The sequence below is a fragment of the Achromobacter sp. KK8 genome (genome assembly GCF_054188005.1).
Map to the genome: position 1 here is coordinate 2,665,783 of NZ_CM135178.1, position 25,936 is coordinate 2,691,718.

23 protein-coding genes and 1 riboswitch are annotated in these 25,936 nt (G+C 68.3%); of the genes, 12 read left to right on the forward strand and 11 right to left on the reverse strand.

Features of this window, described 5'->3' with window-relative positions:
* Positions 1–50 precede the first annotated feature (50 nt).
* Positions 51–1,220 carry a UbiH/UbiF/VisC/COQ6 family ubiquinone biosynthesis hydroxylase gene (locus ACVN9Z_RS12370; RefSeq protein WP_458213421.1) on the reverse strand — a complete coding sequence of 390 codons (1,170 nt, stop codon included), beginning with the start codon at positions 1,218–1,220 and terminating at the stop codon, positions 51–53.
* 80 nt (positions 1,221–1,300) lie between these two features.
* Here ACVN9Z_RS12370 and ACVN9Z_RS12375 point away from each other — a divergent pair, with 80 nt between their 5' ends.
* Positions 1,301–1,765 carry a TM2 domain-containing protein gene (locus tag ACVN9Z_RS12375; RefSeq protein WP_006384591.1) on the forward strand — a complete coding sequence of 155 codons (465 nt, stop codon included), beginning with the start codon at positions 1,301–1,303 and terminating at the stop codon, positions 1,763–1,765.
* 82 nt (positions 1,766–1,847) lie between these two features.
* On the opposite strand, the gene ACVN9Z_RS12380 is transcribed toward ACVN9Z_RS12375, so the two are convergent.
* A complete protein-coding gene (locus ACVN9Z_RS12380; RefSeq protein WP_020924982.1) occupies positions 1,848–3,191 on the reverse strand; it encodes an aminopeptidase P N-terminal domain-containing protein in 1,344 nt (447 codons plus the stop codon).
* A 134-nt stretch (positions 3,192–3,325) separates the two neighbouring features.
* Positions 3,326–3,488: riboswitch (yybP-ykoY riboswitch) on the forward strand.
* A 78-nt stretch (positions 3,489–3,566) separates the two neighbouring features.
* Between ACVN9Z_RS12380 and ACVN9Z_RS12385 the strand changes: the two genes are divergently transcribed.
* The 5 genes from ACVN9Z_RS12385 to ACVN9Z_RS12405 all read left to right on the forward strand — a co-directional run bounded on the left by ACVN9Z_RS12385 (position 3,567) and on the right by ACVN9Z_RS12405 (position 10,705).
* Positions 3,567–4,571 carry a sodium:calcium antiporter gene (locus ACVN9Z_RS12385; RefSeq protein WP_006388998.1) on the forward strand — a complete coding sequence of 335 codons (1,005 nt, stop codon included), beginning with the start codon at positions 3,567–3,569 and terminating at the stop codon, positions 4,569–4,571.
* 444 nt (positions 4,572–5,015) lie between these two features.
* Positions 5,016–5,348, forward strand: coding sequence for a hypothetical protein (locus ACVN9Z_RS12390; RefSeq protein ID WP_006388999.1), 333 nt, complete (start codon positions 5,016–5,018; stop codon positions 5,346–5,348).
* Positions 5,349–5,767: 419 nt separating this feature from the next.
* On the forward strand, positions 5,768–8,569 hold the full coding sequence (gene mgtA, locus ACVN9Z_RS12395) for a magnesium-translocating P-type ATPase (protein WP_458213422.1): 2,802 nt from the start codon (positions 5,768–5,770) through the stop codon (positions 8,567–8,569).
* A gap of 54 nt (positions 8,570–8,623) precedes the next feature.
* Positions 8,624–9,730, forward strand: a complete 1,107-nt coding sequence (locus ACVN9Z_RS12400) for a porin (protein ID WP_458213423.1) — start codon at positions 8,624–8,626, stop codon at positions 9,728–9,730.
* An 87-nt stretch (positions 9,731–9,817) separates the two neighbouring features.
* The gene (locus ACVN9Z_RS12405; protein ID WP_458213424.1) at positions 9,818–10,705 is read left to right on the forward strand and encodes a cytochrome c oxidase assembly protein; all 888 of its coding nucleotides are present in this window, start codon (positions 9,818–9,820) and stop codon (positions 10,703–10,705) included.
* 28 nt (positions 10,706–10,733) lie between these two features.
* Here the strand turns inward: ACVN9Z_RS12405 and galU are convergent, their stop codons facing one another.
* Positions 10,734–11,579, reverse strand: coding sequence for a UTP--glucose-1-phosphate uridylyltransferase GalU (galU, locus tag ACVN9Z_RS12410; RefSeq protein ID WP_024067870.1), 846 nt, complete (start codon positions 11,577–11,579; stop codon positions 10,734–10,736).
* A 72-nt stretch (positions 11,580–11,651) separates the two neighbouring features.
* On the opposite strand from galU, the gene ACVN9Z_RS12415 reads away from it, so the two are divergent.
* A complete protein-coding gene (locus ACVN9Z_RS12415) occupies positions 11,652–13,160 on the forward strand; it encodes a M48 family metalloprotease (protein ID WP_162838330.1) in 1,509 nt (502 codons plus the stop codon).
* A 43-nt stretch (positions 13,161–13,203) separates the two neighbouring features.
* Here the strand turns inward: ACVN9Z_RS12415 and ACVN9Z_RS12420 are convergent, their stop codons facing one another.
* The 4 genes from ACVN9Z_RS12420 to ACVN9Z_RS12435 form a co-directional block, all read right to left on the reverse strand.
* Positions 13,204–14,304 carry a YheT family hydrolase gene (locus ACVN9Z_RS12420; protein ID WP_006389005.1) on the reverse strand — a complete coding sequence of 367 codons (1,101 nt, stop codon included), beginning with the start codon at positions 14,302–14,304 and terminating at the stop codon, positions 13,204–13,206.
* Between the two features lie 11 nt (positions 14,305–14,315).
* The gene (locus ACVN9Z_RS12425) at positions 14,316–14,738 is read right to left on the reverse strand and encodes a YybH family protein (protein WP_006389006.1); all 423 of its coding nucleotides are present in this window, start codon (positions 14,736–14,738) and stop codon (positions 14,316–14,318) included.
* Between the two features lie 34 nt (positions 14,739–14,772).
* Positions 14,773–14,985, reverse strand: coding sequence for a zinc-finger domain-containing protein (locus ACVN9Z_RS12430; protein ID WP_006389007.1), 213 nt, complete (start codon positions 14,983–14,985; stop codon positions 14,773–14,775).
* A 79-nt stretch (positions 14,986–15,064) separates the two neighbouring features.
* Positions 15,065–15,985, reverse strand: a complete 921-nt coding sequence (locus ACVN9Z_RS12435; RefSeq protein WP_006389008.1) for a branched-chain amino acid transaminase — start codon at positions 15,983–15,985, stop codon at positions 15,065–15,067.
* 186 nt (positions 15,986–16,171) lie between these two features.
* Between ACVN9Z_RS12435 and ACVN9Z_RS12440 the strand changes: the two genes are divergently transcribed.
* Together ACVN9Z_RS12440 and ACVN9Z_RS12445 are read left to right on the forward strand one after the other, a co-directional pair.
* Positions 16,172–16,921 (forward strand): AzlC family ABC transporter permease, encoded by a 750-nt coding sequence (locus ACVN9Z_RS12440; protein WP_006389009.1) that lies wholly within the window; start codon positions 16,172–16,174, stop codon positions 16,919–16,921.
* Positions 16,918–17,253, forward strand: a complete 336-nt coding sequence (locus ACVN9Z_RS12445; protein WP_006389010.1) for an AzlD domain-containing protein — start codon at positions 16,918–16,920, stop codon at positions 17,251–17,253. Before ACVN9Z_RS12440 ends, ACVN9Z_RS12445 begins: the two co-directional genes overlap by 4 nt.
* Positions 17,254–17,259: 6 nt before the next feature.
* Here the strand turns inward: ACVN9Z_RS12445 and ACVN9Z_RS12450 are convergent, their stop codons facing one another.
* Genes ACVN9Z_RS12450 through ACVN9Z_RS12460 form a run of 3 tightly spaced genes read right to left on the reverse strand, consistent with a single transcriptional unit; the run spans position 17,260 to position 21,813 of the window.
* Positions 17,260–18,426, reverse strand: coding sequence for an FAD-dependent oxidoreductase (locus tag ACVN9Z_RS12450; RefSeq protein WP_458213425.1), 1,167 nt, complete (start codon positions 18,424–18,426; stop codon positions 17,260–17,262).
* 2 nt (positions 18,427–18,428) lie between these two features.
* Positions 18,429–19,679: an MFS transporter gene (locus tag ACVN9Z_RS12455; RefSeq protein WP_458213426.1), complete on the reverse strand. Its 1,251-nt coding sequence runs from the start codon at positions 19,677–19,679 to the stop codon at positions 18,429–18,431.
* A gap of 16 nt (positions 19,680–19,695) precedes the next feature.
* Positions 19,696–21,813 carry a TonB-dependent receptor gene (locus tag ACVN9Z_RS12460; RefSeq protein WP_458213427.1) on the reverse strand — a complete coding sequence of 706 codons (2,118 nt, stop codon included), beginning with the start codon at positions 21,811–21,813 and terminating at the stop codon, positions 19,696–19,698.
* Between the two features lie 101 nt (positions 21,814–21,914).
* On the opposite strand from ACVN9Z_RS12460, the gene ACVN9Z_RS12465 reads away from it, so the two are divergent.
* Positions 21,915–22,865, forward strand: coding sequence for a helix-turn-helix transcriptional regulator (locus ACVN9Z_RS12465; protein WP_006389015.1), 951 nt, complete (start codon positions 21,915–21,917; stop codon positions 22,863–22,865).
* Positions 22,866–23,109: 244 nt separating this feature from the next.
* The gene (locus ACVN9Z_RS12470; RefSeq protein ID WP_006389016.1) at positions 23,110–24,555 is read left to right on the forward strand and encodes a DEAD/DEAH box helicase; all 1,446 of its coding nucleotides are present in this window, start codon (positions 23,110–23,112) and stop codon (positions 24,553–24,555) included.
* A gap of 88 nt (positions 24,556–24,643) precedes the next feature.
* Here the strand turns inward: ACVN9Z_RS12470 and ACVN9Z_RS12475 are convergent, their stop codons facing one another.
* On the reverse strand, positions 24,644–25,027 hold the full coding sequence (locus ACVN9Z_RS12475) for a thioredoxin family protein (protein WP_006389017.1): 384 nt from the start codon (positions 25,025–25,027) through the stop codon (positions 24,644–24,646).
* 63 nt (positions 25,028–25,090) lie between these two features.
* Between ACVN9Z_RS12475 and ACVN9Z_RS12480 the strand changes: the two genes are divergently transcribed.
* Positions 25,091–25,894 (forward strand): EI24 domain-containing protein, encoded by an 804-nt coding sequence (locus ACVN9Z_RS12480; protein WP_026382629.1) that lies wholly within the window; start codon positions 25,091–25,093, stop codon positions 25,892–25,894.
* Positions 25,895–25,936: the final 42 nt, after the last annotated feature.

Genomic DNA, 25,936 nt, shown 5'->3' on the forward strand with positions numbered 1-25,936 from the left:
TTTTTTGCTCCGCAACCGCTTGGTAACAGGCGGGCAAAAAAAGGGCGAGATCAGGCCCGGAAACCCTGCAGCAGATGGCGCGCCAGCGGCGCGCGCAGGGGCGCGGCCAGGTCCAGGCCCAGCAATGCCAGGCCACAGGCGTGTTCGACCGGCGCCAGGCCGGTGGCGAAGATGCGTGGCATCAGGTCGGTGACTCCCGCGGTGATGACCCGGTCGACCTGGCGCGCGCGGGCGAAGTCGTGCAGCGCGGGGTGGGGGGTGGCGTTTGGCTGGGCCAGCCAGCCGCCCAGGGACTGGGCCAGCCTGGCGGCGTCCCGCAGCCCCAGGTTGAGCCCCTGTCCCGCCACGGGGTGCAGGGTCTGCGCCGCATTGCCGATCACGGCCACGCGGCCCTGCACCAGGGCGCGGCGCGCGCTGAGCGCCAGCGGGAAGACATGGCGCGGCGCCTGGCACGTCAGGCGGCCCAGGCGGTCGCCAAAGGCCGCGCTCAGCGCCTGCGAGAAGGCGGTGTTGTCCAGCGCCGCCAGCTCGGCCGCGCGCTCGGGCGCGCTGCACCAGACCACCGAATAGGCGTCCGGCGTCTGCGGGTGCGGCAGCAACGCCAGCGGTCCTTCGGTGGTGAAGCGCTCCCAGGCCCAGCCGCGGCGCGGCAGGCTGGCGTGGGCGGTGGTCAGCAGGGCGTGCTGGCCGTACTCGCGGCGCACGTCGCTGCCCCCGGCGCCGTCGGACTGCACGGCGATGCGGCAGCTCAGCGCGGCATCGCCCTGGCTGATGCGCACGCCGTCGGCATCCTGGCCGTCCACCACGGCCGGCGGCCCGGACAGCAGCGTGACGCCGCTGGCGGCCACGCATTCTTCGAGGCGGGCGTGCAGCGCCGAGTAGGCGACCACGCAGCCCAGCTGCGGCACGTCGAAATCGGTATTGCGGATCACGCTGCGGCCGAGCCGGCCGCGCTGCGAGACGTGGATGTTGAGGATGTCCGCCGCCTTGGCGGGCCAGGCGTGCAGCGATTCCAGCAGCACGCGGCTGCCGTGGTTCATGGCCAGCACGCGCGGATCGGCCGCGGGCACGGCGGCGGCCGGCGTGACGGGCGCCGGCGACGCGCCCTGCAGCAGGGCGATGCGGGACGGGTCCGGCGCCACGCGCGCCAGCATCAACGCCAGGACACGCCCCACGGGGCCGGCGCCGAGAATCGCAATGTCGAAGGCGGAGATAGGCATGCCGGGATTTTACCCGTCCACTACAATCCGGGTCTGCCGGCGCGGCTTGGCGTGCGCGCCCCCTGCACAGGTTGATTGACATGACGCAGCTCCAGGCTTCATCTTCGCTGTCCGCCGCAATCCCGCGCCGTCCGCGCGGCAAGGTCGCCGTCGGCCTGCTGGCCTGCCTGTTCGGCTGGCTCGGGGCGCACTGGTGGTACCTGGGCCGGCGCCATGCCTGGCTGGTGACCGTGCTGGCGCTGCTCAGCCTGTTCTGTGCGTTCCGCTATTTCCCGGTCTGGTACGACAACCCGGCCTTCTTCCTGCTGTTCATTCCCATGATCGACGGTTTCATCGAGAGCGCGGTGTTCTCGCTGATGCCCGACGAGAAGTTCGACCGCCTCTACAACCCCGGGCTGCCGCCATCCCGCAAGACCGGCTGGGGGCCGGTGCTGGTCGCCATCCTGGCCTGCCTGGTCGGCGCCACCGTGTCCATGTTCGCCATCGCGATGGTGGTGGTCTACGTCTGGGTGGCGATGGGCTGGCTGGACGGCCTGACCCTGTAGACACCTGTAGGCAGGTCCCCCGTAGTGGGCAGATCCCCCCGGCCCCCCGCGGGCGGGCCTGGCGCGGCGTCCGCCCGCGCCATCATTCGCGCATCAGCGCCTCGATCTCGCCGGCCTGCACCGGCACGCCGCGCGTGATCAGCTCGCAGCCTTCGTCCGTCACCAGCGCGTCGTCCTCGGTGCGGATGCCGATATTCCAGTAGGCCTCGGGCACGTCGTCGGCCGGGCGCACATAGATGCCGGGCTCGATCGTCAGCATCATGCCGGTCTCCAGCGTGCGCCACGGACGTTCGGCGCCGGGCGCCGCGCCCGGTTGGCGGTAGTCGCCCACGTCGTGCACGTCCAGCCCCAGCCAATGGCCGGTGCGGTGCATGTAGAAGCGGCTGTAGTCGCCCGACTCGATCACCCCGTCCAGCGAACCCTTGAGCAGTTTCAGGTCCAGCATGCCCTGCGCCAGCACGCGGACGGCGGCTTCGTGGCCGTCGTTCCAGCCGCGGCCGGGCGCGGTGGCCTGCGCCGCCGCTTCCTGGGCCGCCACCGTCAGGTCGTACAGGGCGCGCTGCGGGCCGCTGTAGCGGCCGTTGACCGGAAAGGTGCGGGTGATGTCGCTGGCATAGCTGTCGACCTCGCAGCCGGCGTCGATCAGCACCAGGTCGCCGTCGCGCAGCACCGCTTCGCCGGCGGGGTAGTGCAGCACGCAGGCATTGGCGCCGGCCGCCACGATGCTGTTGTAGGCCACCGCCTGAGCGCCATGCCGGCGGAACTCGTACAGCAGTTCCGCTTCCAGTTCGTATTCGCGCATGCCGGCGCGCGTGGCCCGCATGGCGCGCGCATGGGCGCCGGCGGAGATCTTGGCGGCCCGCCGCATCGCGGCGATTTCGCTGGCGTCCTTGACCAGCCGCATCTCGGCCAGGATTGGCCGGATATCCTGCTGGCGCGCGGGCGGCTGGTGGCCGCCGCGGCTGGCTTCGCGCGCGGCCGCCAGCCAGCGGTGCAGGCGGCCGTCGCCGCGCTTGTCGCCCGCCAGCGGCGCATACAGGGTCGGCTGGTCCTGCAGCAACTGCGGCACCAGTTCGTCCAGGGCGTCCAGCGCGTGCGCGTCGTCGAAGCCGAAATGCTCGGCCGCGGCTTCCGGGCCGAAGCGCCGGCCTTCCCAGATCTCGTGTTCGATGTGGCGCGGGCGGCAGAACAGCAGGGCGCGGTCGGTGGCGCCGGCGATCAGCACCAGCCAGGCCCCGGGCTCGGTGAAGCCGGTCAGGTAGAAAAAGTCGCTGTCGTGCCGGTACGGGTATTCGGCGTCGCGGTTGCGGATCGCTTCGGGCGCGGTGGCCAGGATCGCGATGCCGCCGCCATCGGCGCGCATCCGGTCCATCAAGCGCTGGCGGCGGGCGGCGAAGGGGGCGATATCGGTGGGAGGCAGGCTCATGGGCAAAGGGGCGCAAGGCCCGGCGGGAAGCTGTGGTGCCACTTACTTTACCCGTCGTGCCGCCGATGCGACAGTCCGGCGCCATTCCCGCGCGCGGCGTGCGGATTCACTGGACTGTCACCGGCGGACTGCTACAATCGCGGCTCTGTCATTGGGGAGTAGCCATCCTTTGTCCCCAAAGGAGTTAGCGTCAACAGACTTGGTGGTTCGGTGCCGCACCGCGGTTTCCAGGACTCCATGGCGCTAACGGTCTCCATGCCGCGGTCCGCCCGCGCATGGATCAGCCAGGCGAGACCTTTGGCCGCGTAGCGTTCACCCTGGCCGGGCGAGCCGCTGCGTCGCGCCAATTGGTTTCTGCTCGTCCGGCTCGCCTATATGTTGCTCACCCTGTTCCTGTTTTTCCTGTCCGCGGCAGTCATCTATCTCGCCTGCGAATTCTTCGTCAATGGCGTTGAATGGGTCGGACATCGCTTCCAGCTCGGCGCCACCGCGACCGGCACGGTGCTGGCCGCCTTCGGCACCGCCTTGCCGGAAAGCGCCGTGACCTTCATGGCCGTGGTGTTCGGCGACACGCCCGAACAGAAGGACATCGGCGTCGGCGCGGCCATGGGCGGCCCGCTGGTGCTGGCGACGCTGGCCTATGCCGTGGTCGGCCTGGCCTTGTGGCGCGCGCGCCGCGGCCAGCCCGCGCAAGCCAACTGTATCAACGCGGACCAGCGCCGGCTGGCCCGCGACCAGGCCTGGTTCATGGGCATCTTCGTCTTCAAGGTCGGCCTGGGCCTGCTGGCCTTCGCCTGGAAACCCTGGCTCGGCATCCTGTTCCTGGCCACCTACGGCCTGTACATCAAGCGCGAACTGAGCAACGACGAGGACTGCATCGATTGCGAGGACCTGGAACCGCTCAAGCTGCGCCCGCGCGACGACAATCCGTCGATGTTCTGGGCCGCGACCCAGACGCTGCTGGCCCTGGTCGTGATTGCCGGCGCCTCGCACGTGTTCGTCAACCAGATCGAACTGCTGGGCATCGCCATGGGCGCCTCGCCGCACGTGGCCGCGCTGCTGCTGGCGCCCGTGGCCACCGAACTGCCGGAAATCATGAACGCGCTGATCTGGGTGCGCCAGGGCAAGGAACGCCTGGCGCTGGCCAACATCTCGGGCGCCATGATGATCCAGGCCACCATTCCCAGCGCGCTCGGCATCTTCCTGACGCCCTGGCTGCTCGATGGCCCGCTGCTGGCCGCCGGCCTGTTCACCATGCTGTCCATCAGCCTGCTGTGGCTGCGTTTCCGTCGCGCCGGCATGAGCGTGCCGGCCTTGTCGGCGGTGGGCGGCTTCTATGCCCTGTTCGCGGCCTATCTGGGCTGGCATTTCTACGCGTGACCGGGCAAGGGCGCGAGGCACCGCGGCCTCGCGCCTTTTTTTGCGCGCAAAAGCAATTTTTATGCCGGCAAACCTTGTCCATCAGTGGAAACCCGCGTAAAATTCTGCCCGTTATCCATCCCAGGAGCAGTCTTCGTGAATACCGATTCCGGCGAAAGTAGTCGATCTTGCATCGACGCCGCTGTTTGACAGGTCCACGCAGAACTCCGTCTGCCGCAACCTGTTGAACAGGTTGCGGTTGTATCCCCCGCCCCGGGTCTCGTGCCGGGCAGCAGCGCAAGCCCACGGCTTGCGGGGATTCTTCCCAACATAAACCGCCAGAACCGCCGCTAGTCGCAGCGTCAACGCGCGCGCACGTCTTTCCGTGCCCGTTCGCCTGGCGCCGTGTGCCTCGCGTGCGCGCGTATGCGCGAAAGCCGCTCCCATTACGCAATGGAGGTCGCTATGCGTTTCTTCGACTTGTTCCTGCGCCGCGCCGGCGTCGATCGTGCCACCGCCATGGGCCGCCGCCGCGGCACGTCGCGCCTGACGGTCATCTGCCCGCGCGATGAACTGGGCGCCCTGCGCAAGCAGATCTGCCTGGACTTCAGCGCCGCCGGGCTCGATGTGTCGCAAGTGCAGATCGACCAGGGGCGCGACCCCGGCCTGGCTTCGGCCTGCATCACCGTCAATTGCCCGCCCGAACTGCGTGGCGAACTGATGTCGCAAGCCCGTCGGCTCAGCGCCAATCCCGCCGTGCGCCACGTGCATTTCGGCGCGCAACCGCTGGCGGCCTGAAGCCGCCCGTCACCCCCAGGAGAGACCATGCCCAGTGCCTTAGACCCCGAGCCTCGATTGCGCCACGTGCGCGGCGCCGGCATGCCTGTCTGACCCGTCTTCTCCCTTGCGAGCCGACTGGCCGGATAGTCACCCGGTCTAGTACGGAATCCGCAGCCCCGAACCTCCGGCCAGGCCCGCTCCTCGCGCGCCACTGCCGCCGGCCCCGGTTCTCCCGCTAGTTTCCCGTTCCGCTTTCACGCACCCGGCGCGCCTCGACGCGATCCGGACACCGGCAACATCGCCCCGGTGCCTGCGCACGCCCGTACGGGGCGACCACGACCCGCCCGGGCGGGTCGCGGCCCCGTGCTGCCCGCGCGCGGCGCCTGGCGCCTGTCGTCCGTGTCTTCCATAACAACACCAATAACGGGAACACTACGATGTTCAAATTCCTCAAGACTTTTTTCTCGTCCGCGGCCGGGCTGCGGCGCTCTGGCCGGCACTTCCGGCGTTCGCCCATGCTGGAGCAGGGCGGCGGGCAGGCCGCGGCCGACACTTCCGATGCAGCGCGCCGCGCCAACCGCCGCATGCTGGATGTGGCGCAACAGGATTTCGACGCGCTGTTCGCCCTGTTCCGCAGCGGCCGCGGCGGCCTTTCCCAGATCCAGGCCGAAGAGGCCCGCGCGCGCTACGGCGCCAATGAGGTCGACCACGAAAAGCCGCTGACCTGGTATGCCCATCTCTGGCAATCGTTCCGCAATCCCTTCAACTTGCTGCTGACCGGCCTGGCTTCGCTGTCCTGGGTCACGGACGTGTACATGGCCGAGCCCGACGACCAGTCGTGGAAGGGCGTCATCATCATCGGCTCGATGGTGGCGATTTCGACGCTGCTGCGTTTCGTGCAGGAACGCCGTTCCAACCGCGCCGCGGAAGCGCTCAAGGCGATGGTGCAGAACACCGCCACCGTGCTGCGCAGCGACCCCGCGGGCATGGCCGAGGGCGATGCCCGCCGCTTCTTCGGCGCCACGCTGCACGCCTGCGGTTCGCGCCAGATCGAGATGCCGCTGGCGGAACTGGTGCCCGGCGATGTGGTGCTGCTTTCCGCCGGCGACATGATCCCGGCCGATTGCCGCATCCTGGGCGCCAAGGACCTGTTCGTGGCCCAGGCAGCCCTGACCGGCGAGTCGCTGCCGGTGGAAAAGTACGCAGTGCAGCGCACCGCGACGGGCAACGCCCTGGAGTTGGAGAACATGGCCTTCATGGGAACCAACGTGGTCAGCGGCTCTGGCAGCGCGCTGGTGGTGGCGACCGGCTCCGGCACCTACTTCGGCCAACTGGCCGGGCGCGTGACCCAGGCTTCGCGCGTGCCGACGCAGTTCCAGCAGGGCATCAACCGGGTGAGCTGGGTGCTGATCCGCTTCATGCTGGTGATGGCGCCGATCGTGCTGCTGATCAATGGCTTCACCAAGGGCGACTGGCTCGAGGCGCTGCTGTTCGCGCTGGCCATCGCCGTCGGCCTGACGCCGGAGATGCTGCCGATGATCGTCACCGCCACGCTGGCCAAGGGCGCGGTCAGGATGTCCCGGCGCAAGGTCGTGGTCAAGCGGCTCGACGCGATCCAGAACCTGGGCGCGATGAACGTGCTGTGCACCGACAAGACCGGCACGCTGACGCAGGACCGCATCGCGCTCGAGCGCCACACCGATGTGTACGGCGCCACCAGCGACGACGTGCTGGCCTACGCCTATCTCAACAGTTACTACCAGACCGGCCTGAAGAACCTGCTCGACGTGGCCGTGCTGCGCCACGCCGAGGTCGAACGCAAGCTGGACCTGGCCGCCCGCTACCGCAAGATCGACGAGATTCCGTTCGATTTTTCGCGCCGCCGCATGTCGGTGGTGGTCAGCGAAACCGAAAACGGGCGTGAGCATCATGAACTGATCTGCAAGGGCGCGCTGGAGGAAATGCTGTCCGTCTGCACCCGCCTGCGGGTCGGCAGCGAGGTGCATCTGCTGACCGATGCGCGGCGCGCCGATATCCGTCGCGTGACGGCCGAACTGAACCGCGACGGCTTGCGCGTGATCGCGGTGGGCGTGCGCGAGCTGCCGCCCACCCAGCAGGCCTATGGCGTGGCGGACGAGGCCGACCTGGTGCTGGTCGGATACATCGCCTTCCTCGACCCTCCCAAGGAATCCACCGGCCCGGCCCTGGCCGCGCTGCGCGATTCCGGCATCGAGGTCAAGGTCCTGACCGGGGACGTTGAACTGGTGACCCAGAAGGTATGCCGCGAAGTCGGGTTCGAAGTCCGCAAGGTGTACCTGGGCGCCGAGATCGAGGCCATGGACGACGCCAGGCTGGCCGCGGCGGTGCGCGAGGCCAATGTGTTCGCCCGCCTGACCCCGGCGCACAAGGAGCGCATCGTGCGCATGCTGCGCGCCCAGGGCAACACCGTCGGCTTCATGGGCGACGGCATCAACGATGCGCCGGCCCTGCGCGCCGCGGATGTGGGCATCTCGGTGGACTCGGCGGTCGATATCTCCAAGGAGGCCGCCGACATCATCCTGCTGGAAAAGAGCCTGATGGTGCTGGAGGATGGCGTGATCGAAGGCCGCAAGACCTTCTGCAACATGCTCAAGTACCTGAAGATGACCGCCAGCTCCAATTTCGGCAACGTCTTCTCGGTGCTGGTGGCCAGCGCCTTCCTGCCGTTCCTGCCGATGTTGCCGATCCACCTGCTGCTGCAGAACCTGATGTACGACATCTCGCAGACCGCGATTCCCTTCGACAATGTCGACGAGGAATTGCTCAAGAAGCCGCAGCAGTGGGATCCGGCCGGACTCGGGCGCTTCATGGTGTTCTTCGGCCCGATCAGCTCCATCTTCGACATCGCCACCTACGCGCTCATGTGGTACGTGTTCCAGGCCAACGCCCCCGAGCACCAGACCCTGTTCCAGTCCGGCTGGTTCGTCGAAGGCCTGTTGTCGCAGACGCTCATCGTGCATATGATCCGCACACGCAAGATTCCGTTCCTGCAGAGCCGCGCCGCCTGGCCGCTGATGGCGATGACGGTGATGGTGGTCGGGCTGGGGCTGTTCCTGCCGTTCTCGCCCCTGGCCGGCTACTTCCAGCTGCAGGCGCTGCCGTGGAGCTATTTCCCCTGGCTGGCCGGGATCCTGCTGAGCTACTGCGTATTGACCCAAATGCTCAAGGGTATCTGGGTGCGTCGCTACGGCTGGCAATAGTCAATTCGATATGTCCGGCGGCGGAGGGCCCGCCGCCGGGTTCAGGAGATGTGCATGAAAATCTCGACTGTTGCCACCACCCTGGTGGCGGGCGCGGCCAGCTGGCCGTTGGCCACCTGTGCGGCCGGCGGGGCGTCGGGCGTAGCGCTTTACGGCGTGGTCGACGCGGGCGTGGCCACCACCCATACCTCCGGCCAGGGCACGCACAACGGCCTGCTCAACGGCGGCCTGACCGACTCCCTGTGGGGCCTGCGCGGTTCCGAGGACCTGGGCGACGGCTGGAGCAGCCGTTTCCAGCTCGAAAGCGGTTTCGATCCGTCCACCGGCAAGCGCGCCGACGACGACCGCCTGTTCAACTACGGCGCCTGGGTCGGGCTGGCCCATGATAACTATGGCGACCTGCGCCTGGGGCGCCAGTACACGGTCGGCAAGACCTACGGCAACGCGCTGGAGCTGGCGTCATGGAAGGAAATGGGCATGGGCGCCACCTTCAAGGCCTCCGACAACTACCAGTTCAGCAACCTGGTCAACTATTACACGCCCACCTGGCTGGGCTTGCAGGCGGGCATCGGCTATTCCTTCGACGCCGACGGCCGCGACCGCTTCAAGACCGCGGCCAACAATCGCGCGCTGAGCCTGGGCCTGAAGTACGAGGACGGTCCCTTGCTGGCGGTCGCCACCTGGGACCAGTTGCGCCTGGCCGAGCCGCCGGCGGGCCAGGCGGGGCGGCCGCGGGCGGTGCAGCTCGGGGCGTCCTACGATTTCGAAGTCGTCAAGGTGTCGGTCGCCTGGTCGCGCCAGCGCAATGGCTATGTCGGGCTGGATGGTGGCGATCCGGACAGCCTGGGGCAGAACCTGGGGCCGGCGGCCTTTGCGCGCGGCGGCAGCGTCAACGCCTGGCTGCTGGGCGCCAGCGTGCCCGTGGGCCACGGCGCCGTGGTGGCGCAGTGGTCGCTGGCGCGGCCCGACTGGAAATGGGAGGACGGTTCGACAGCGCGCAATGCGCAATTGGTGACATTGGGGTATACGTATGACCTGTCGCCGCGCACCACGCTCTACGCGTTCGCCGGCTACGCGTCCAATTACACCTTGGACAACCAGTTCGACCCTGGCCATTCCCACACCTCGTGCTTCGGTACGGGCATTTCGCACCGGTTCTGAGCCGTACGGGGGCGGCCGGGTCTACTACAATCGACCCGGCTGCGTGTTCCGGCCCGAACCCGCCACGCCCCCGTCGGCATTTTCCGGATGACCCGCATGGACAGTCTCGAATGGCTCATACCCTGGGAGTTCTCTCCCACGCTGGTGGCCTCCTTCCTGGTGGTCATCGTGCTGTTCGTGCGCGGCCAGCGCGCGCATCACGTCACGGGCGCGCGCCGCGTGCTGTTCTGGACGGGCATGGTGCTGCTGTACCTGTCCATGCACACCCGCCTGGACTACTACGCCGAACGCATGTTCTTCATCCACCGCATCCAGCATCTGGTGCTGCACCACCTGGGGCCGTTACTGGTGATGGCGGCATTTCCCGGGCAGGTCATGCGCGCCGGCCTGCCGATGGCCTGGCGCATCCGGCTGCGTGACTTCCTGCGCACCGGCGCCGGCCGCCTGACCGTGGCGGTGCTGACCAACAAGATCTTCGTGCCGACGCTGTTCGTGTTCCTGGTGCTGGTCTGGCTGATCCCGTCGGTGCAGTTCTATTCGATGCTCGACTGGCGGCTCTACCGCCTGATGAACTGGTCGGTGGTGATCAGCGGCTTCATGTACTGGAACCTGATCCTGGACCGCCGGCCCGCCCCGCCGGCCGCGATGACCCCGGGCGGCCGGGTGATTTCGCCGATCCTGACCATGTTGCCGCAGATGGTGGCGGGCGCCGTCATCGCCTTCACCGAAAGCGATATCTATCCCTTGTTCGAGCTGTGCGGCCGGGCCATCGCCATGTCGGCGCAGACCGACCAGACCATCGGCGGCCTGACCATGTGGATTCCCGCGGCGCTGGTCGAGGTGATCGGGTTGATGGTGGCCCTGGGGACGCTGATGCGTTTGTCGGCCAAGGGCCGCCTGCGCAAGGCCGATCGCGACGCCCTGGCGCGGGCGCGTCATGCGCGGCCGATTGGCCGCGCCCACGCAAGCGAGTGATCAGGCGGCCCGTGCGGCCGCCTCGTCGTCATTCCGGCAGCAGGCCGTGGTACTTCCTGCCCAGCGCCACGGTGGCCTGGAACATCCCGGCCTTGTTGCCGCAGTCGTAGCGCGTGCCGTCGTAGCGGTGCGCATAGACAGCGCGTTCGCGCATCATCGAGGCGATGCCGTCGGTCAGCTGGATCTCATTGCCGGCGCCCATCTTGGTCGAACGCAGGTGATCGAAGATGGCGGCTTCCAGCACGTAGCGTCCCACCACCGCAAGGGTCGAGGGGGCGGCGTCGGGATCGGGCTTTTCAACGATGTGGGTGACGCGTTCGGTGCGGCCATCGCCTTCGCCATCACGGGTGGCGACGATGCCGTACTTGCGCGTGTCTTCGCGCGGCACGTCCTGCACCCCCAGCACGCTGGCGTTCTGGGCCATGGCGATATCGACCAGCTGCTTCATGGCCGGCGTGTCGGCGTCGATCAGGTCATCGGCCAGCAGCACGGCGAACGGCTCGTCGCCCACGGCCGGCGCGGCCGACAGCACGGCATGGCCCAGCCCCAGCGGCGCCGATTGACGGATATAGAGGCAATTGACGTGGGCGGGTAGAATGCCCCGCACCATGGCGAGAAGCTCGTGCTTGCCTTTGCTTTCGAGGTCGGATTCGAGTTCGGGAGCGGAGTCGAAATGGTCTTCGATGGCCCGCTTGTTGCGACCGGTAACGAAAATCAGGTCGGTGATGCCGGCGGCCACGGCTTCTTCGACGGCGTACTGGATCAACGGCTTGTCGACGACGGGCAGCATTTCCTTGGGCATCGCCTTGGTGGCGGGCAGGAAGCGCGTGCCCATGCCGGCGACGGGGAAAACGGCTTTACGGACGGGACGCATTGAAACCTCGTTGGGGGTATCGATGAAACATTTTAAGCGCATCGCTATCATAGGCTCATGAACCGCAGGAAAATGCCATCCATTTGCTCGATTGCGCAGCGGGGCGCGATCTTCGGAATCTGTGCCGCGCTGGCCGTGCCGGCCCTGCCGGCGACGGCCTGGGCCCAGCCGGTGGGGTTGCCCTCGATGGGCGCCGCATCCTCCGCGGATCTCTCGCCCGCGCTGGAGCGCAGCCTCGGCGAAGCCATCATGTCACAGGGGCGCCGCGATCCGACCTATGTCGACGATCCCGAACTCAGCCAGTACCTGACCACCATGGGGCGCAAGCTGGCGGCGTTCTCGCCCGGGGCGGTGCCCGACGTCGAGATGTTCGGCGTGCGCGATCCCGAGATCAACGCCTTCGCCATGCCGGGCGGCTTCATCGGCGTGAACACCGGGCTGATCGTCTCCTCGGGCAGCGAATCGGAACTGGCGGCGGTGCTGGCGCACGAAATCGGCCACGTGGTGCAGCGCCATATCGCGCGCGGCATGACGCAGCAGAGCCAGAACAGCATGGTCATGCTGGCGAGCCTGGCGGGCGCGCTGCTGGCGGCCCTGGCCGGCGGCGGCGGCAACCTGGCGATGGGCGTGGCCGCGTTCGGCCAGGCCGCCGCCATCAACCGCCAGCTCGGCTTCTCGCGCGACGCCGAACGCGAGGCCGACCGGGCCGGTTTCACCATGCTGACCAAGGCCGGCTACGATGCCCAGGGCATGGCGCAGATGTTCTCGCGCCTGATGAACGCCTCGCGCCTGAACGAAGGGGCGGGCGGCGGTTCCTGGGCCAGCACCCACCCGCTGTCGATCGAGCGGATGTCCGACGTGCAGAACCGCGTGCGATCGCTGCCCGTGTCGCGCCATGTCGACAGCGACGACTTCTGGTACATCCGCGCCAAGATGCGCGTGGTGCAGGGCCGCGACGCGGTCAGCCTGCGCACGGCCGGCCAGCAGCTGCAGGACGAGGCCCAGGCCCTGTCCGGCGTGCGCCGCTCGGCGGCCTACTACGGACTGGCCTTGCAGGCCTTCCAGCGCAACAGCCTGGACGAGGCCGAGCGCCAGCTCGCGCAGGCCCAGGCCGATGGCCGCGATTCGCCGCAGATGGCCAGGCTTGCCGTCGACATCGCGCTGGCCCGCAAGGACAACCGGCGCGCGCAGGACCTGGCCCAGGCCGCCACCCGCCGCTGGCCCGAGCAGCGGGCCCTGGGCATCGCCTACGCCACGGCCCTGCAGGCCAACGGCCGCCACGCCGAAGCGCAGGACTACCTGCGCGCCAAGATCAAGCAATGGGGCTCGGATGAGCCCAGCCTCTACCAGATGCTGGCGCAGAGCGAGGAACGCACCGGCAAGCCGGTGCAGGCGCGGCGCGACCTGGCGCGCTACTACGTGATGACAGGCGCCTTCGCCGCGGCGGAATCGCAACTGCAGCAGGCACGCGGCATGTCCAGCGACTTCTACGAGCAATCGCAGATCGACGTGCAGATCAAGGAAGTCAAGGACAAGCTGGCCGAAGAGCGCCAGCTGCTGGAGCGCTTCAAGTCAGGCTGACGCTCGCCGGATGCGCCGTGGGGAGCCGCCCGACGGCGGCCGTTTACAGCCCGGTTTCGAAAAAGCGGCCCAGGCGCTGCGGCAGCCAGCCCAGGTGGGCGGGAAAGGCGCCCGTCGGAAAGCCCGCGTGGCCGCCATCGGTGGGCTGGTGCAGCAGGATGCTGGACGAGCATTCGTCGGGCTTGGGCAGCGCGCTGGCGGGAATGAAGGGATCGTTCAGCGCGTTCAGCACCAGCGTCGGCACCGAGATGCGCGGCAACCAGGGCTTGCTGGAGGCGCGCGTCCAGTAATCGAGGGCATTGCGAAAGCCGTGCATGGGCGCGGTGTAGGCATCGTCGAAGTCGCGCAGGTCGCGCGCGTGGGCGATGCGCATCACGTCGATGGCCCCGGGGTAGCGATGGGCTTTCTCCAGCACCTTGTGCTTGAGGGTCTTGAGGAAGTGGTTGGTGTAGACCTTGCGGTTGAAGAATCCGGTCGACAGGGTCTTGCCGCAGGCCACCAGGTCCAGCGGCACCGAGACGCCCGCGCAGGCGGTCAGCCAGCCGGTGTCCTCCTGGTGTTCGCCCAGGTATTTCAGCAGCGCATTGCCGCCCAGCGACACGCCCACGGCGTGCCAGCGCGCGTGCGGGATGCGGTTGCGCACCGTGTTCAGCAGGAAGCCGACTTCGGCCGAATCGCCCGAATAATAGGCCCGCGCCAGGCGGTTTGGCACGCCCGAGCAGCCGCGGAAGTGCGCGATGACCACGATCCAGCCGCGCGCCCGGAAGTGGTGCGCGATGGATTGCGCATAGCGGCTGTTGCTGCCGCCCTCCAGGCCGTGGAACAGCAGCAGCGCCGGCGTGTCGGCCGTCTGCGGCAAGGATTTCCAGTCGGCCTCGGTCATCCAGCGCGCGGCCGCGGTCTTGCCGTTGGCCACGGGTTGCTGCCCGCTGACGGGCGCGCCGTCGGCGGCCTTGTGCGGAAACAGCCCCGGCCCGGTCCAGTCGAAGTCGACGAAGTCGGTGTCGGGCGTCTCGACCCGGTCGCGCACGAAAGCGATGCGGTGGTATTGCGCGAACAGCGCGGCGTAGACCGTCTGGGCATCGCCTCCGGGGAGCCAGGAGGGAACGGGGCAGGGCGTGGTATCGAAACGAGCAGCAGCCAAAGTCGACCCGATCAGTGCAGCATGTCGGGCACGTCGTGCAAGTCGAGCACCCCGGCTTCGGTGGGCGCCGAGGAGGCGTGGTGCATGACCATGCGCCAGCCCGTGGGGCCCTTGTGATAGATGTTGGTGGCGTAGCAGTTGGCGAACTGCGTGCCTTCCCGCGTGCGCACCGCCACCTGCTCGACCAGCACGTGCACCGCGCACATCATGCTCAGCATGACCAGCGGGCGCAGCGGCCGGATGTGCAGCGGGCCGTTCGCCAGCACGTGTTGCCAGGATTCGTGCACGGCCGAGTGGCCGACGATGCGCAGGCCTCCCGGATGGATGCAGACGACTTCCTCGTCGTCCGCCCACACTTGCATCAGGCGGACGGCGTCCCCCTGCTCAAGGGCTTCGTAGAACGCGTGCTCTGCTTCTTCGGGCGTGGCGAACATGATGGCGGGACGGATGGCTGTTGAGCGGCGATTCTCAGTGGTGGCCGTGCAGCACGGTGCCGGGCTTGAGCTTGTACTCGGCGCCGCAATAGGCGCAGCGCGCCGAGCCGGTGTGGGCGACGTCCAGGAAGACGCGCGGGTGCATGCTCCACAGCGGGGCCTTGGGACCCGGACAGAACACAGGCAGGTCTTCGGCGCCGACTTCGATGACTTCGTGGGGGGCGGCGGCCGGGGCAGCGGCGGTCATGGAATTTCCTGAATAAAAAATACCGGTAGGACGGTAGGTTGGGGCAGTAATGCCGTCCCGCCAGGCAGGACGGCGCGAATCAGACTTTGCTCAGCCAGTGATGGTACTTCGGGTTGCGGCCATTCACCATGTCAAAAAAGGCTTTCTGCAGCTTCTCGGTGATGGGGCCGCGCCGGCCCGAGCCGATCTGGCGGTTGTCGACCTCGCGGATCGGCGTCACTTCGGCGGCGGTGCCCGTGAAGAAGGCTTCATCGGCAATGTAGACGTCGTCGCGCGTCAGGCGCTTGGTCACCACGCGCAGGCCGAAATCGGCGGCCAGCGCATGGATGGTGGAACGGGTGATGCCGGTCAGGGCCGAGGCGATCTCGGGTTCGCACAGCACGCCGTCCTTGACCAGGAACAGGTTCTCGCCGGAGCCCTCGGCCACGAAGCCTTCGGTGTCCAGCAACAGGGCCTCGTCGTAGCCGTCCTGCAGGGCCTCGGTGTTGGCCAGGATCGAGTTGGCGTAGGTGGTGGCGACCTTGGCGCGCGGCATCGTCACGTTGACGTGCTGGCGCGCGAACGACGAGACCTTGACCCGGATGCCCTGCGACAGGGCTTCCTCGCCCAGGTAGGCGCCCCAGGGCCAGGCGGCGATCGCCACGTGCACCTTGGCGCCCTTGGGCGACACGCCCATCTTTTCAGGACCGTAGAACACCAGCGGCCGCAGGTAGCAGGATTCGAGCTGGTTCTCGCGCACCACCGTCCGCTGCGCCTCGTTGATCGTGTCGCGATCGAACGGCATGGGGATCTGGTAGATGTGCGCCGAGTTGAACAGGCGGTTGGTGTGGTCTTCGAGACGGAAAATCGCCGTGCCGATCTCGGAACGGTAGGCGCGCACGCCCTCGAATACCGACAGGCCATAGTGCAGGGAGTGGGTCAGGACGTGCGTGGTCGCGTCGCGCCAGGGCACGAGCTTGCCGTCATACCAGATGAAGCCATCGCGGTCAGCCATCGACATGGCCTGTCTCCCTCTCTAAACCCGAGGGCCGTATTGTATCAAGCGGCGAGGTTACAATAGCGGCCTATTCGCGCACCGGCGCGGTGCCTTGCGGCGCCCGCGGCCCCGGCGGGCGAGCAGGTTGTCGTGAGTTTCCTTCCCACAGAGTTTCCATGTCGTCCTGTCCGATTCCCCAGGGGCTTGCCGTTGTCCTCTGAGTCCGCGTTTCCCGAAACCGAAGACCCACGGGCGGTCCGCCAGGAGCGTGTCGCCGCTTTCCGTGCCGGCGTGCATGCCATCGTGCCCGCGCTCATCGCCACCGCCACCTGGGGGCTGGTGACCGGCGTGGCCATGGTCAAGTCCGGCCTTACCGAATCCATGGCCCTGGCCATGACGCTGCTGCTGTACGCCGGTTCGGCCCAGCTCACTTCGCTGCCCCTGATCGCCACCGGCGCGCCCCTGTGGCTGATCTTCGCCGCCGGCTGCGTGGTCAACCTGCGCTTCCTGATCTTCGGCGCGGCATTGCAACCCTATTTCCGCCACCTGTCGTGGCCCAAGCGGCTGGGACTGGGCTATTTCACCACCGACATGGGCTTCGTGCTGTTCATGCCGCGTTTCGGCGATGCGGCCGAGCGCGGCACCCGTGAACAGCTCTGGTATTTCATCGGCACCATCGCCCCGGGCTGGTTCGTGTGGCAGACCTCGTCGATCGTTGGGATCTACCTGGGCACCATGGTGCCGGCCGCGTGGTCGCTGGATTTCGCGGCGGTGTTGGCGTTGCTGGCCATCACCGTGCCGCTGGCCAATTCCAAGCCCATGCTGGTGTCGATGCTGGCCGCGGGCGTGGTCGCCTGGACCGGCCAGGTGCTGCCGCTGCGCCTGGGCCTGGCGGCCGCGGTCATTGCCGGCGTGGTGGCGGGCATGTGGGCCGAACGCTTCTTCAAGGCGCGCGCATGACTCTCTGGCCTTCGGAAATCTACGTCTATTCTGCGATTTTGCTGCTGGCGCTGTGCAGCGTGCTGACGCGCGCCGGCTTCATGCTGTTCGGCGACTACATCCCGCTGCCCGATGGCGTGCGCCGGGCCCTGCGCTACGCGCCGGCCGCCGCGCTTACCGCTATCGTGGTGCCCGACCTGCTGCCCTGGAAGGCCGGGCTGGGCCCCATCTTCGACTACAAGCTGGTGGCAGGCATCATCGCCATCCTGGTGTTCCTGCGCACCCGCAGCGCCGTGCTGGTCATCGTGGTCGGCATGCTGGTGCTGTGGGGGCTGCGCTGGCTGGCGGGCTGAGGCCGCTCAGCCAAGCGCGGCAGCAGCCTCCATTTCGGATTTCAGCCCGCTGAGGAAGTAGCGCTTCAGGATCAACCTGGGCAGTAACCGCAGGGCCGTGTTGCGCAGGCCGAAGGCGAATGCCGAGGCGGGCACGTAGACGGGCGCAAGCCTGCGGCTGCGCTGCTGCAGGCTGTCGATTACCGGCCGCAGCCGCCGCTCATGAGCGGCCAGGGCCTCCGGCAGGGGCGCGCACGCCAGTTCCTGGGCCAGCACGTAGGCGCTGGCCAGCGCCATCCCCGCTCCCTGGCCAGAAATCAGGGACAGGCTATGTGCGGCGTCGCCGGCCAGCAGGATGCGGCCCTGGTGCCAGCGCGGCATCTCGACCAGCGCCAGGTCATCCATGACGATCGGCGCGTCGGCGGGCAGTGTGTCCAGCTGCCGTCCCACTTCCGCGTGAGTCGTGCGCGCCAGTTCCCGCAGCAGGCCCAGCCGCCGCGGCGCCTCGACCCATCCGGCCTCATGGCTGCGCCAGACGTGCAGGGCCGCTTTGCGGCCGCCGCCCAGCCCATGGTATTCGACCTGATGGCCCGGCGTGGCATAGGACACGAAGTCGCTCGCCATGCCGGTGTCGTCGTCGACGTCATAGGCGGCATATCGGTAGCCCAGCGGCGATGGCACCGCCGTGCTGGCGCCGAAGACCCGGGCGCGCAACACCGAGCGCACGCCATCGGCGCCAATCAGCAGATCCGCGCGCAATTGGGACCCATCCGACAGCGTCACGTCCACGCCGTGGGCATCCTGGCTACAGTCCGCCACGGTGGTGGCCAGCCGGATTTCGGCGCGGTCTCGCACCGCGGCGTGCAGTACCTGGACGAGATCGGTGCGCCGCAGGGTGATCCAGTCCAGTTCCCGCAGCAGCTCGCGATAGCGGATCCGCATGACTTCGCGGCCCCGGCGGTCGCGGTAGACGTTCTCGCCGATTTCGCGCTCCACGGCGCGCAGGGCGGGCACCAGCTCCATGCGGCGGGCGGTCAGCAGGCCGGGGCCGGACAGGCCCATCATGTAGCCGCCGTCACGCAGGTGCGGCGCGCGTTCGGCGATCACGGCGCGCCAGCCCTGCCGGGCCAGCCACCAGGCGCAGGCCAGTCCGGCGACGCCGGCGCCCGCGATGACCACGGTGCGTTCAGACATGTTCATTCTCCAGAAGACGAAAGCGGCGCGGCGCGCCGCATCAGGACGGAAAGGACAGGCAGGCCGGCCGCGCCCAGTGCGGCGGCGATGCCGAAGCAGGCGCCGTAGCCCAGGTGCTGCGCCAGCCAACCGGCGGCCACGCCGCCAACCATGGCGACCAGCGCATCGGCGCACTGGAACAGCGTGAAATCGACGCCGGCCTGGGCCGGCGACGCCAGGCCCATGAGAAAGGCGTACAGCGTGACGAAACCGGTGGCGGCGGTGGCTGCCTTGAGCAGCGTCAGCGCCACCAGCCAGCCGGGGCTGGCGGCCGGCAGTCCCAGGCCGGGCGCGGCGACGCCGGCCACGAACAGGATCAGCGCGGCCGCCTGCAGGGTCATGGCCGCGACCACCGCGCGCGGCGCGCGCCAGCGTTGCAGCGCCAGCGCCCCCATCAATGTGCCCGCCAGGCCCGCGACGACCGCGCCAGCGCCGTTGATCCAGCCCACCGAGGCCAGCGGCACGCCGCGGTCCAGCAACAGCGGCGAGGTCATGCCGGCGCCGAGCCGCGAACCGATCTGGAACACCACGGTGATGAGCAGGCCCAGCCGCACGCCGGACCGACCCAACGCGTGCGGCAGGCTGGGCCGATGCGGTGGCGCATCGGTGGCGCGGGCCGGTTCGCGCAAGCCGGCGAACGGCAGGGTCAACAGCAGGACCAGCAGGCCCATGGCGGCGGCCGCCACGCGCCAGCCATGGCTGCCCGCCAGCACCACGAACAGGCCGGCCCCGAGGAACATGCCCACGTAGCTGGAGCCGACCTGGGTGGCATTGCCCCAGCCGCGCCGGCGCGCCGCCAATTGCTCGACCGCGAAGGCGTCGCCGGCAATATCGACGGTGGCCGCGGTAAGCGAGATCAGGCCGAGCACGGCCAGCAGCGCGGGCAGCGTCGGTTGCCCCAGGACCGCCAGCAGGAACAGCAGGGCGGCCAGCAGCCACTGGCCAGGCAGCACGATGCGGCGGGTGCGGCGCCCCGCCTGCCCGTGGGGCAGCCGATAGCGCTCGATCCAGGGCGCCCACAGGAATTTCAGGGACCAGGGCAGGAAGGCCAGGTAGGCCAGGCCAACCTGGTCCAGCGGCGTGCCGCTGTCGCGCAGCAGCGTCGGCACGCCCTGGAAGGCAATGCCGCTGACCAGGCTCTGGACCATGCAGATGCCGCCAATGGCGGCGATGACCCGCGCGGTGGGCAGGCGCGCCAGGGAGGCGTTCGGCATCGCGTTGGGTCCCGGGTCAGTATTCGAAGGCGACGTTCAGGCCCACCGTGCGGCCGGGATCGACCTGCGCGTAGCTGCCGCGCGCGCCACCGCCGAAGGCGTAGGTGCGGTAGCGCCGGTCGGTCAGGTTGTTGACGTACAGCGTGGCCTCGACCTGTGGCCGAATGCGCCACGCCAGGCTGAGATCGACCAGTGTGTAGGCGTCCTGGCGCAGGCTGTTGCCGATGTCGAAGAACTGCGCGCCGACCCGGCGCACGATCAGGGCCGGCGAGAGCCGCCCGACCCCCGGGTCGAAATGGCCGCGGGCGCTGGCGTTCAGGCCATAGCCCGGCGAAAACGGCACGCGGTTGCCATCGCAGCCGGGGCAGACGGCGCTGCTGTTGAAGCTGCGGAACGTGGTGTGGTTGAGAAAGCCATCCAGCCCCAGCGTCCATTGCGAGGTCACGTCCCAGCTCAGGTCGAATTCGACCCCGGTGGAGCGCGTGTTGCCGACGTTCTCGATGTGCTGATAGCCGATCTGGTCGCTGACATAGAGCTGCGCGTCGCGGATGTCGGTGCGGTAAAGGGCGGCGCCTGCGCGCAACGCATCGCCGTCAAAGCGCGCGCCGGCTTCGTAGCTCACGCCACGTTCCTTGCCGAAGGGGCGCGCATCGGCGGGGTTGGACGGGGCCAGGTTGTAGCCGCCGGGCTTGTAAGCTTGCGCCGCGTTGACGTATGCGCGCCATTCGGGCGACAGGCGGTAGCCGGCGGACAGCTTGCCGAGCACCGTGTTGCCGGAGGCCGTGCCCGCGCCGCCGAAGGGGTCCTGACCGTAGGTCGTGCCATTGAGCGTCGAGCCGTCGTATCGGGTGGACGCCTTGTCGCGGGAATAGCGCAGGCCGGCCGACAGGTCGAGCGCGCGGGTGGCATGCCAGGTGGCGTCGCCGTAGAAGGCGGTTGACTCGCTGGTGTTGCGGGAACCGGCCGAGAACGCGTCGAGCTGCATCCCGGGCATCTGCATCTGGCTGAGTGCGGAACGTGACTGCGTGACCCGCTGGCGGTACAGGCCCAGGACGCCGTCGACCGCACGCGTGCCGGTGGTGGACAGGCGCAGCTCCTGCACCTGCTGGCGCCAGCGCTCGGGTTGGCTGGTATAGGTCGAGCCGAGCGAGAAGTGGCGGTCGTAGTGCAGGCGTTGCCAGGCGGCCACCGCATCCAGTCGCCAGCCGTCGAAATCATAGCGGCCCGTCAGTGCCTGGCTTGCGCTGCAGCGCTTCTGGTAGGGATCGGCCAGCGTTGCGGGCATGTCCGGGGAAATCGCCGCTTGTCCGCTGCCAGGGGCATCGAAGGGCACGTAGACATCCTGGCTGCCGCGGGTGCATTCGCCGCTGACGGCCAGTCCCATTTCCCAGGGGCTGCCGGCTGGCGCCAGCCGCAGGCGCGCCGTTCCCGCGTTGGCCGAGGTGCCGCCGATATGGCTGGCGCCGGTGACCGGGCTGTCGAGCCGGCCGGGGGCGTCGTTGACCGCGGCGGCCACCGAGCCATACAGCAGGTTGTCGACCAGCGGCCCGCCGCCGCTGGCCTTGAACAGGTAGCCATCGCGGCTGGTGACACCCGCGGTTGCGCGGAAATAAGGCGTGTCGTCCGGCTGTCGCGACACGATATTGAGCACGCCGCCCATGGCGCTTTTGCCGTACAGCGTGCCCTGCGGGCCTTTGAGCAGTTCCACGCGATCGACATCGGTCAGCAATTGGGAGGCGAACGTGGGCAATTGCGGCACGCCGTCCACATACACCGTAAGCGCGGGATTGTAGAAATCCTGCGCCGAGGTGATGCCGCGCACGGAAATGACGGGGAACAGGAACGATCCGCTGCCCGACATCTGTACGCCCGGCAGCACGCGCGACAACTGCAGGGTGTTGTCCACCTGCGCGGCGTGCAGGGTTTCGGCCGGCACCACGATGGCGGCGCCGTTGATATCCCGCAGCGCTTGTTCCTGTTTGCTGGCGGTGACGGTGATGGGAGCGAGCTCGCTGACGGATTGGGACTGCGCGACGGCGGGAAGTGTCAGTGCGCAGAGCGCGGCCGTCAGCGCGGTGTGGCGGAAAGGGAGCGAAAGTGTCATGTCGTCGAAGCGGGTTTTCAGTAGAATCATTAATGAGAATTATTGTTATTTGTTCGGGCGCGGACTAACGCTTTCGGTGCCGCCACTATTCAATTCGGGGTCTAAATTTGGATTTCGCCACTGGCACGCGCGTGCAAACCGCCCACGGACCCGGGCACCATTGCGGCCATCCGCTCCTGCCGGCCGCGGTCATCCCGGCCGCCTGGGAGGCGCTGTCCCGCCTGGAAGCGTTCGACGAAGACCTGACCATGTCGGTCTGGAGCGGGGCGCCGGGCGTTGACCTGGATGTCGCCGCCGAAGGGCCGCCCATGTTCTGCATCGCGGTCTTCCTTGAGGGCCAGGCCTGCATGTCGATCGACGGCGGGGTGCCGCTGCGCGCCGGTCCCGGCATGGCGGTGGTGCAGACGGGCGAACGCGGGGCGCGCGGCCGTTTCCAGATGTCGGGCGGGCAGCTCGTCCGTCTGGTGGACATTCGTTATTCGCCCGCCGGGCTGCTGCGTGCCGGGGGCAGGCCGCTCGCGGCCTTGCGCGGCGCGTTCGTGCTGGATCACAGCGTGCCGACGGCCGGTTCGCTGATGGCGGGATTCCCGGCCCCGCCGGGCCTGTTACGGCTGGCCGCCGACGTGCTGGACTGCCGCCACGAAGACGCCACCGCGCGTCGCCTCTACATGCGCGCCAAGGCGCTCGAAGCCCTGGCCATCGTGCTGGAAACCATGAGCGGCGCGGCCGGCGAACCGCCGGTGGCGGCCCGCGAACGGCGCCAGTTGGCCCAGGCCCGGCGTCTGATCGAAGTCCGCTATGGCGAGGAATGGACGGTGCCGCGGCTGGCGCGCGAGGTCGGCCTGAGCGAGAAAAAGCTCAAGGCGGGCTTTCGCCAGGTGGCCGGCCGCTCGGTCCACGCCTACCTGAAGTCGGTCCGGCTGGAGGCCGCGGCGTCCATGCTGGAGGCCGGATACCGGGTCACCGACGCCGCGTTGGCCACCGGATTCGCCAACCTGAGCCATTTCAGCAAGAGCTTTCGCCAGGCCAAAGGAGTCGCCCCCCGGCACTGGCTTGACCGCCCCGGCGCCCGGCTGCGCTAAAATCAAGTTATCCACAGCAATCCGGGCCTGGTACTGCCCTCATAAGTATCGAAACCAGAATGCGCCACCTGGCCTGCAAGGCAGGGTGCTGATTGCCTGCGATGCGCTTGCGCCTCGCGGTGGTTCGCACGTGGCCGCGCGAGCGTGGCGCGCGTTCTGGTTGTCCTGATGCATATGCAGTGCAGTGCTCGCAGCACTCTCGTTTTGTTCTTTTTTTACTGGTCCCGGTATCTGCCAAACCCTGATGACTGAATCCACTCAATCCGCAGCACCCGCCGCCGCGCCCGCGCCGACGCCCACGTTTTCCGATTTCGGGCTGCATCCCCTGCTGTTGCAATCGATCGCCGAAACCGGCTACACCACGCCCACCCCGATCCAGGCGCAAGCCATTCCCGTCGTGGTCGAAGGGCGTGATGTCATGGGCGCGGCCCAGACCGGCACCGGCAAGACCGCGGCGTTCACGCTGCCGATCCTGCACCGCCTGATGCCGCTGGCCAATACCAGCGCTTCGCCCGCGCGCCATCCGGTGCGCGCGCTGATCCTGACGCCGACGCGCGAGCTGGCCGACCAGGTCTACGAAAGCGTCAAGCGCTACAGCAAGCAGACGCCGCTGCGTTCCGCCGTGGTGTTCGGTGGCGTCGACATCGGGCCGCAGAAGGAAGCGCTGCGCCGTGGTTGCGAAGTGCTGGTGGCCACGCCCGGCCGCCTGCTCGACCACGTCGAGCAGAAGAACGTCAACCTGAGCCAGGTCGGCATCCTGGTGCTGGACGAAGCCGACCGCATGCTGGACATGGGCTTCCTGCCCGATCTCGAACGCATCATCCGGCTGCTGCCCGCGCAGCGCCAGGGCCTGCTGTTCTCGGCCACCTTCAGCAACGAGATCCGCAAGCTGGGCCGTTCCTACCTGAATCACCCGGTGGAAATCGAAGTCGCGGCGCGCAATGCCACGGCCAACACCATCACGCAGATCGCCTACAAGATGAGCGGCGACCAGAAGCGCGCCGCGGTGGTGCACCTGGTGAAGTCGCGTGGCCTCAAGCAGGTCATCGTGTTTTCGAACACCAAGATCGGCACGGCGCGCCTGGCGCGCGAACTCGAGCGCGACGGCGTCAAGGCCGAATCTATCCACGGCGACAAGACCCAGGCCGACCGCATGAAGGCGCTCGAGGCCTTCAAGGCCGGCGAACTCGAAGTGCTGGTGGCCACCGACGTGGCCGCGCGCGGCCTCGACGTCGCCGGCGTGCCTTGCGTCATCAACTACGACCTGCCGTACAACGCCGAAGACTACGTGCACCGCATCGGCCGTACCGGCCGCGCCGGCGCCACGGGCGAAGCCATCGCCCTGTTCACCGCCGACGAAGAACGTTTCCTGCTCGACATCGAGAAGCTGATCAAGCGCGAAGTGCCGCGCGGCACGCTCGACGTGCCGGCCGAACTGGTCGCGCGCAGCCATGGCCGCCGCGAGGAACGCGGTTCGTCGTCGCGCGAAGGCGGCCGTGAACGTGGCCGCTCTTCCGAGCGCCGCTCGGGCGGCGGCGCTTCGCGCCAGCCGGTGGACGACTTCTTCCTCAAGCCCTACGAACCGTCGGCTCCGTCGGCGCCGGCCGAGGAACAGGCGCCGCGCCAGAATGGCAATTCGTCCGCGCCCAAGCGCCAGCTTGCCGTGTTGCTGGGTGGCAGCCGCAAGTAGGGCGACGATCGCCGCCCCGGCGTCGCGGCCGCGCTGCGCGCCCAACGGAAAAGCGCCCTGGCAGGGCGCTTTTTTCATATGTGCGGATTCAGGCGGCGAGCAGCCGTGGCAGGTCGGGCAACGGTGCGGTGACCGGCGCGCTGTGTTCGTCCAGGCTTTCCAGCAGCCGCTCGAGATGGCCGATATGCGGCAGCATGGGGCCGTAGAAGACCACGCGCCCGCCGACCTGGACCAGCAGGGTGGGGAAGTTCTCGACGTCGACCTCGCCCAGCAGTTCGGCGTGGTCTTCGATGTCGATCCAGGCGAAGACGTGGTGCGGCAGGGTACTGGACAGGGCCCGCAGCTTGGGTTTGTATTCTTCGCAGGTGTCGCACCAGGCGGCGCAGAAGCACGCCACCAGCCAGGCCTTGGGCGAGGCCGCCAGTTGGGCGCGCAGGGCAGTGAGATCGGAGCCGGGAACCAGTAATGTCATACGAGCGCGGGAAAGCGTGTTTGACTATCATACCCGGGATGATCACCTTCCATTGTTCCTGCCATGCCTGTCCTGCGCCCTGATACCGAGATGCCCGGCGCCAGCCGCTACACCCGCAGCATGGCGGGTGTGGCACAGGCCTTCAAGCGCGCGCTGGTGTCGCAGTGCCACCCGACCATGCTGTTCGCGCTGCTGCTGCCCTTCCTGATCGCGCTGGTCGGCGCGCTGCTGTTGTTCTGGCTGTTCTGGACGCCCCTGACCGACTGGCTCGCCGCCCAGGCCTCGCACTGGGACTTCATCAACCGCACCGACGAATGGCTGCTGGCGATGGGGCTGTTCTCGCTCAAGCTCTATCTGGTGCCGCTGGTCGCCGTGTCGATCCTGCTGCCGCTGTCGGGCGTGCTGGGCCTGGCGATCGCCGCGGTGTTCGTCATGCCGCTGGTGCTGCGCCACGTCAGCCAGCGCGAATACGCCGGCCTCAGCCGGCAGGGAAAACTGGCCACCACCGTCAGCGTCTGGAACGCGGTATGGGTGTCGGGCGCGTTCGTGCTCGGCTGGCTGTTCACCATGCCGTTGTGGCTGGTGCCGCCAATGGCCCTGGTGCTGCCGGTCTTCTGGTGGACCTTCGCCTTCTCGCGCATGATGCGGGTCGACGCCATCGTCGAGCATGCCAGCCCGGCCGAGCGCAAACTCATCCTCGAACGCAACAATGGCGGCTTCTGGATCATCGGGTTGATCTGCGCGCTGCTCAACCTGCTGCCGCCGGCCTGGATCATCCTGCCGGTGTTTTCGGCGCTGGTCTATGCCCACTACGGACTGGACGCGGTGCAACGGCTGCGTCAGGATCGCACCATCGACGTCGCCTGACGCGGCGTCGTCCGCCTCCCTCAACCGCCACTCTCTGGAACC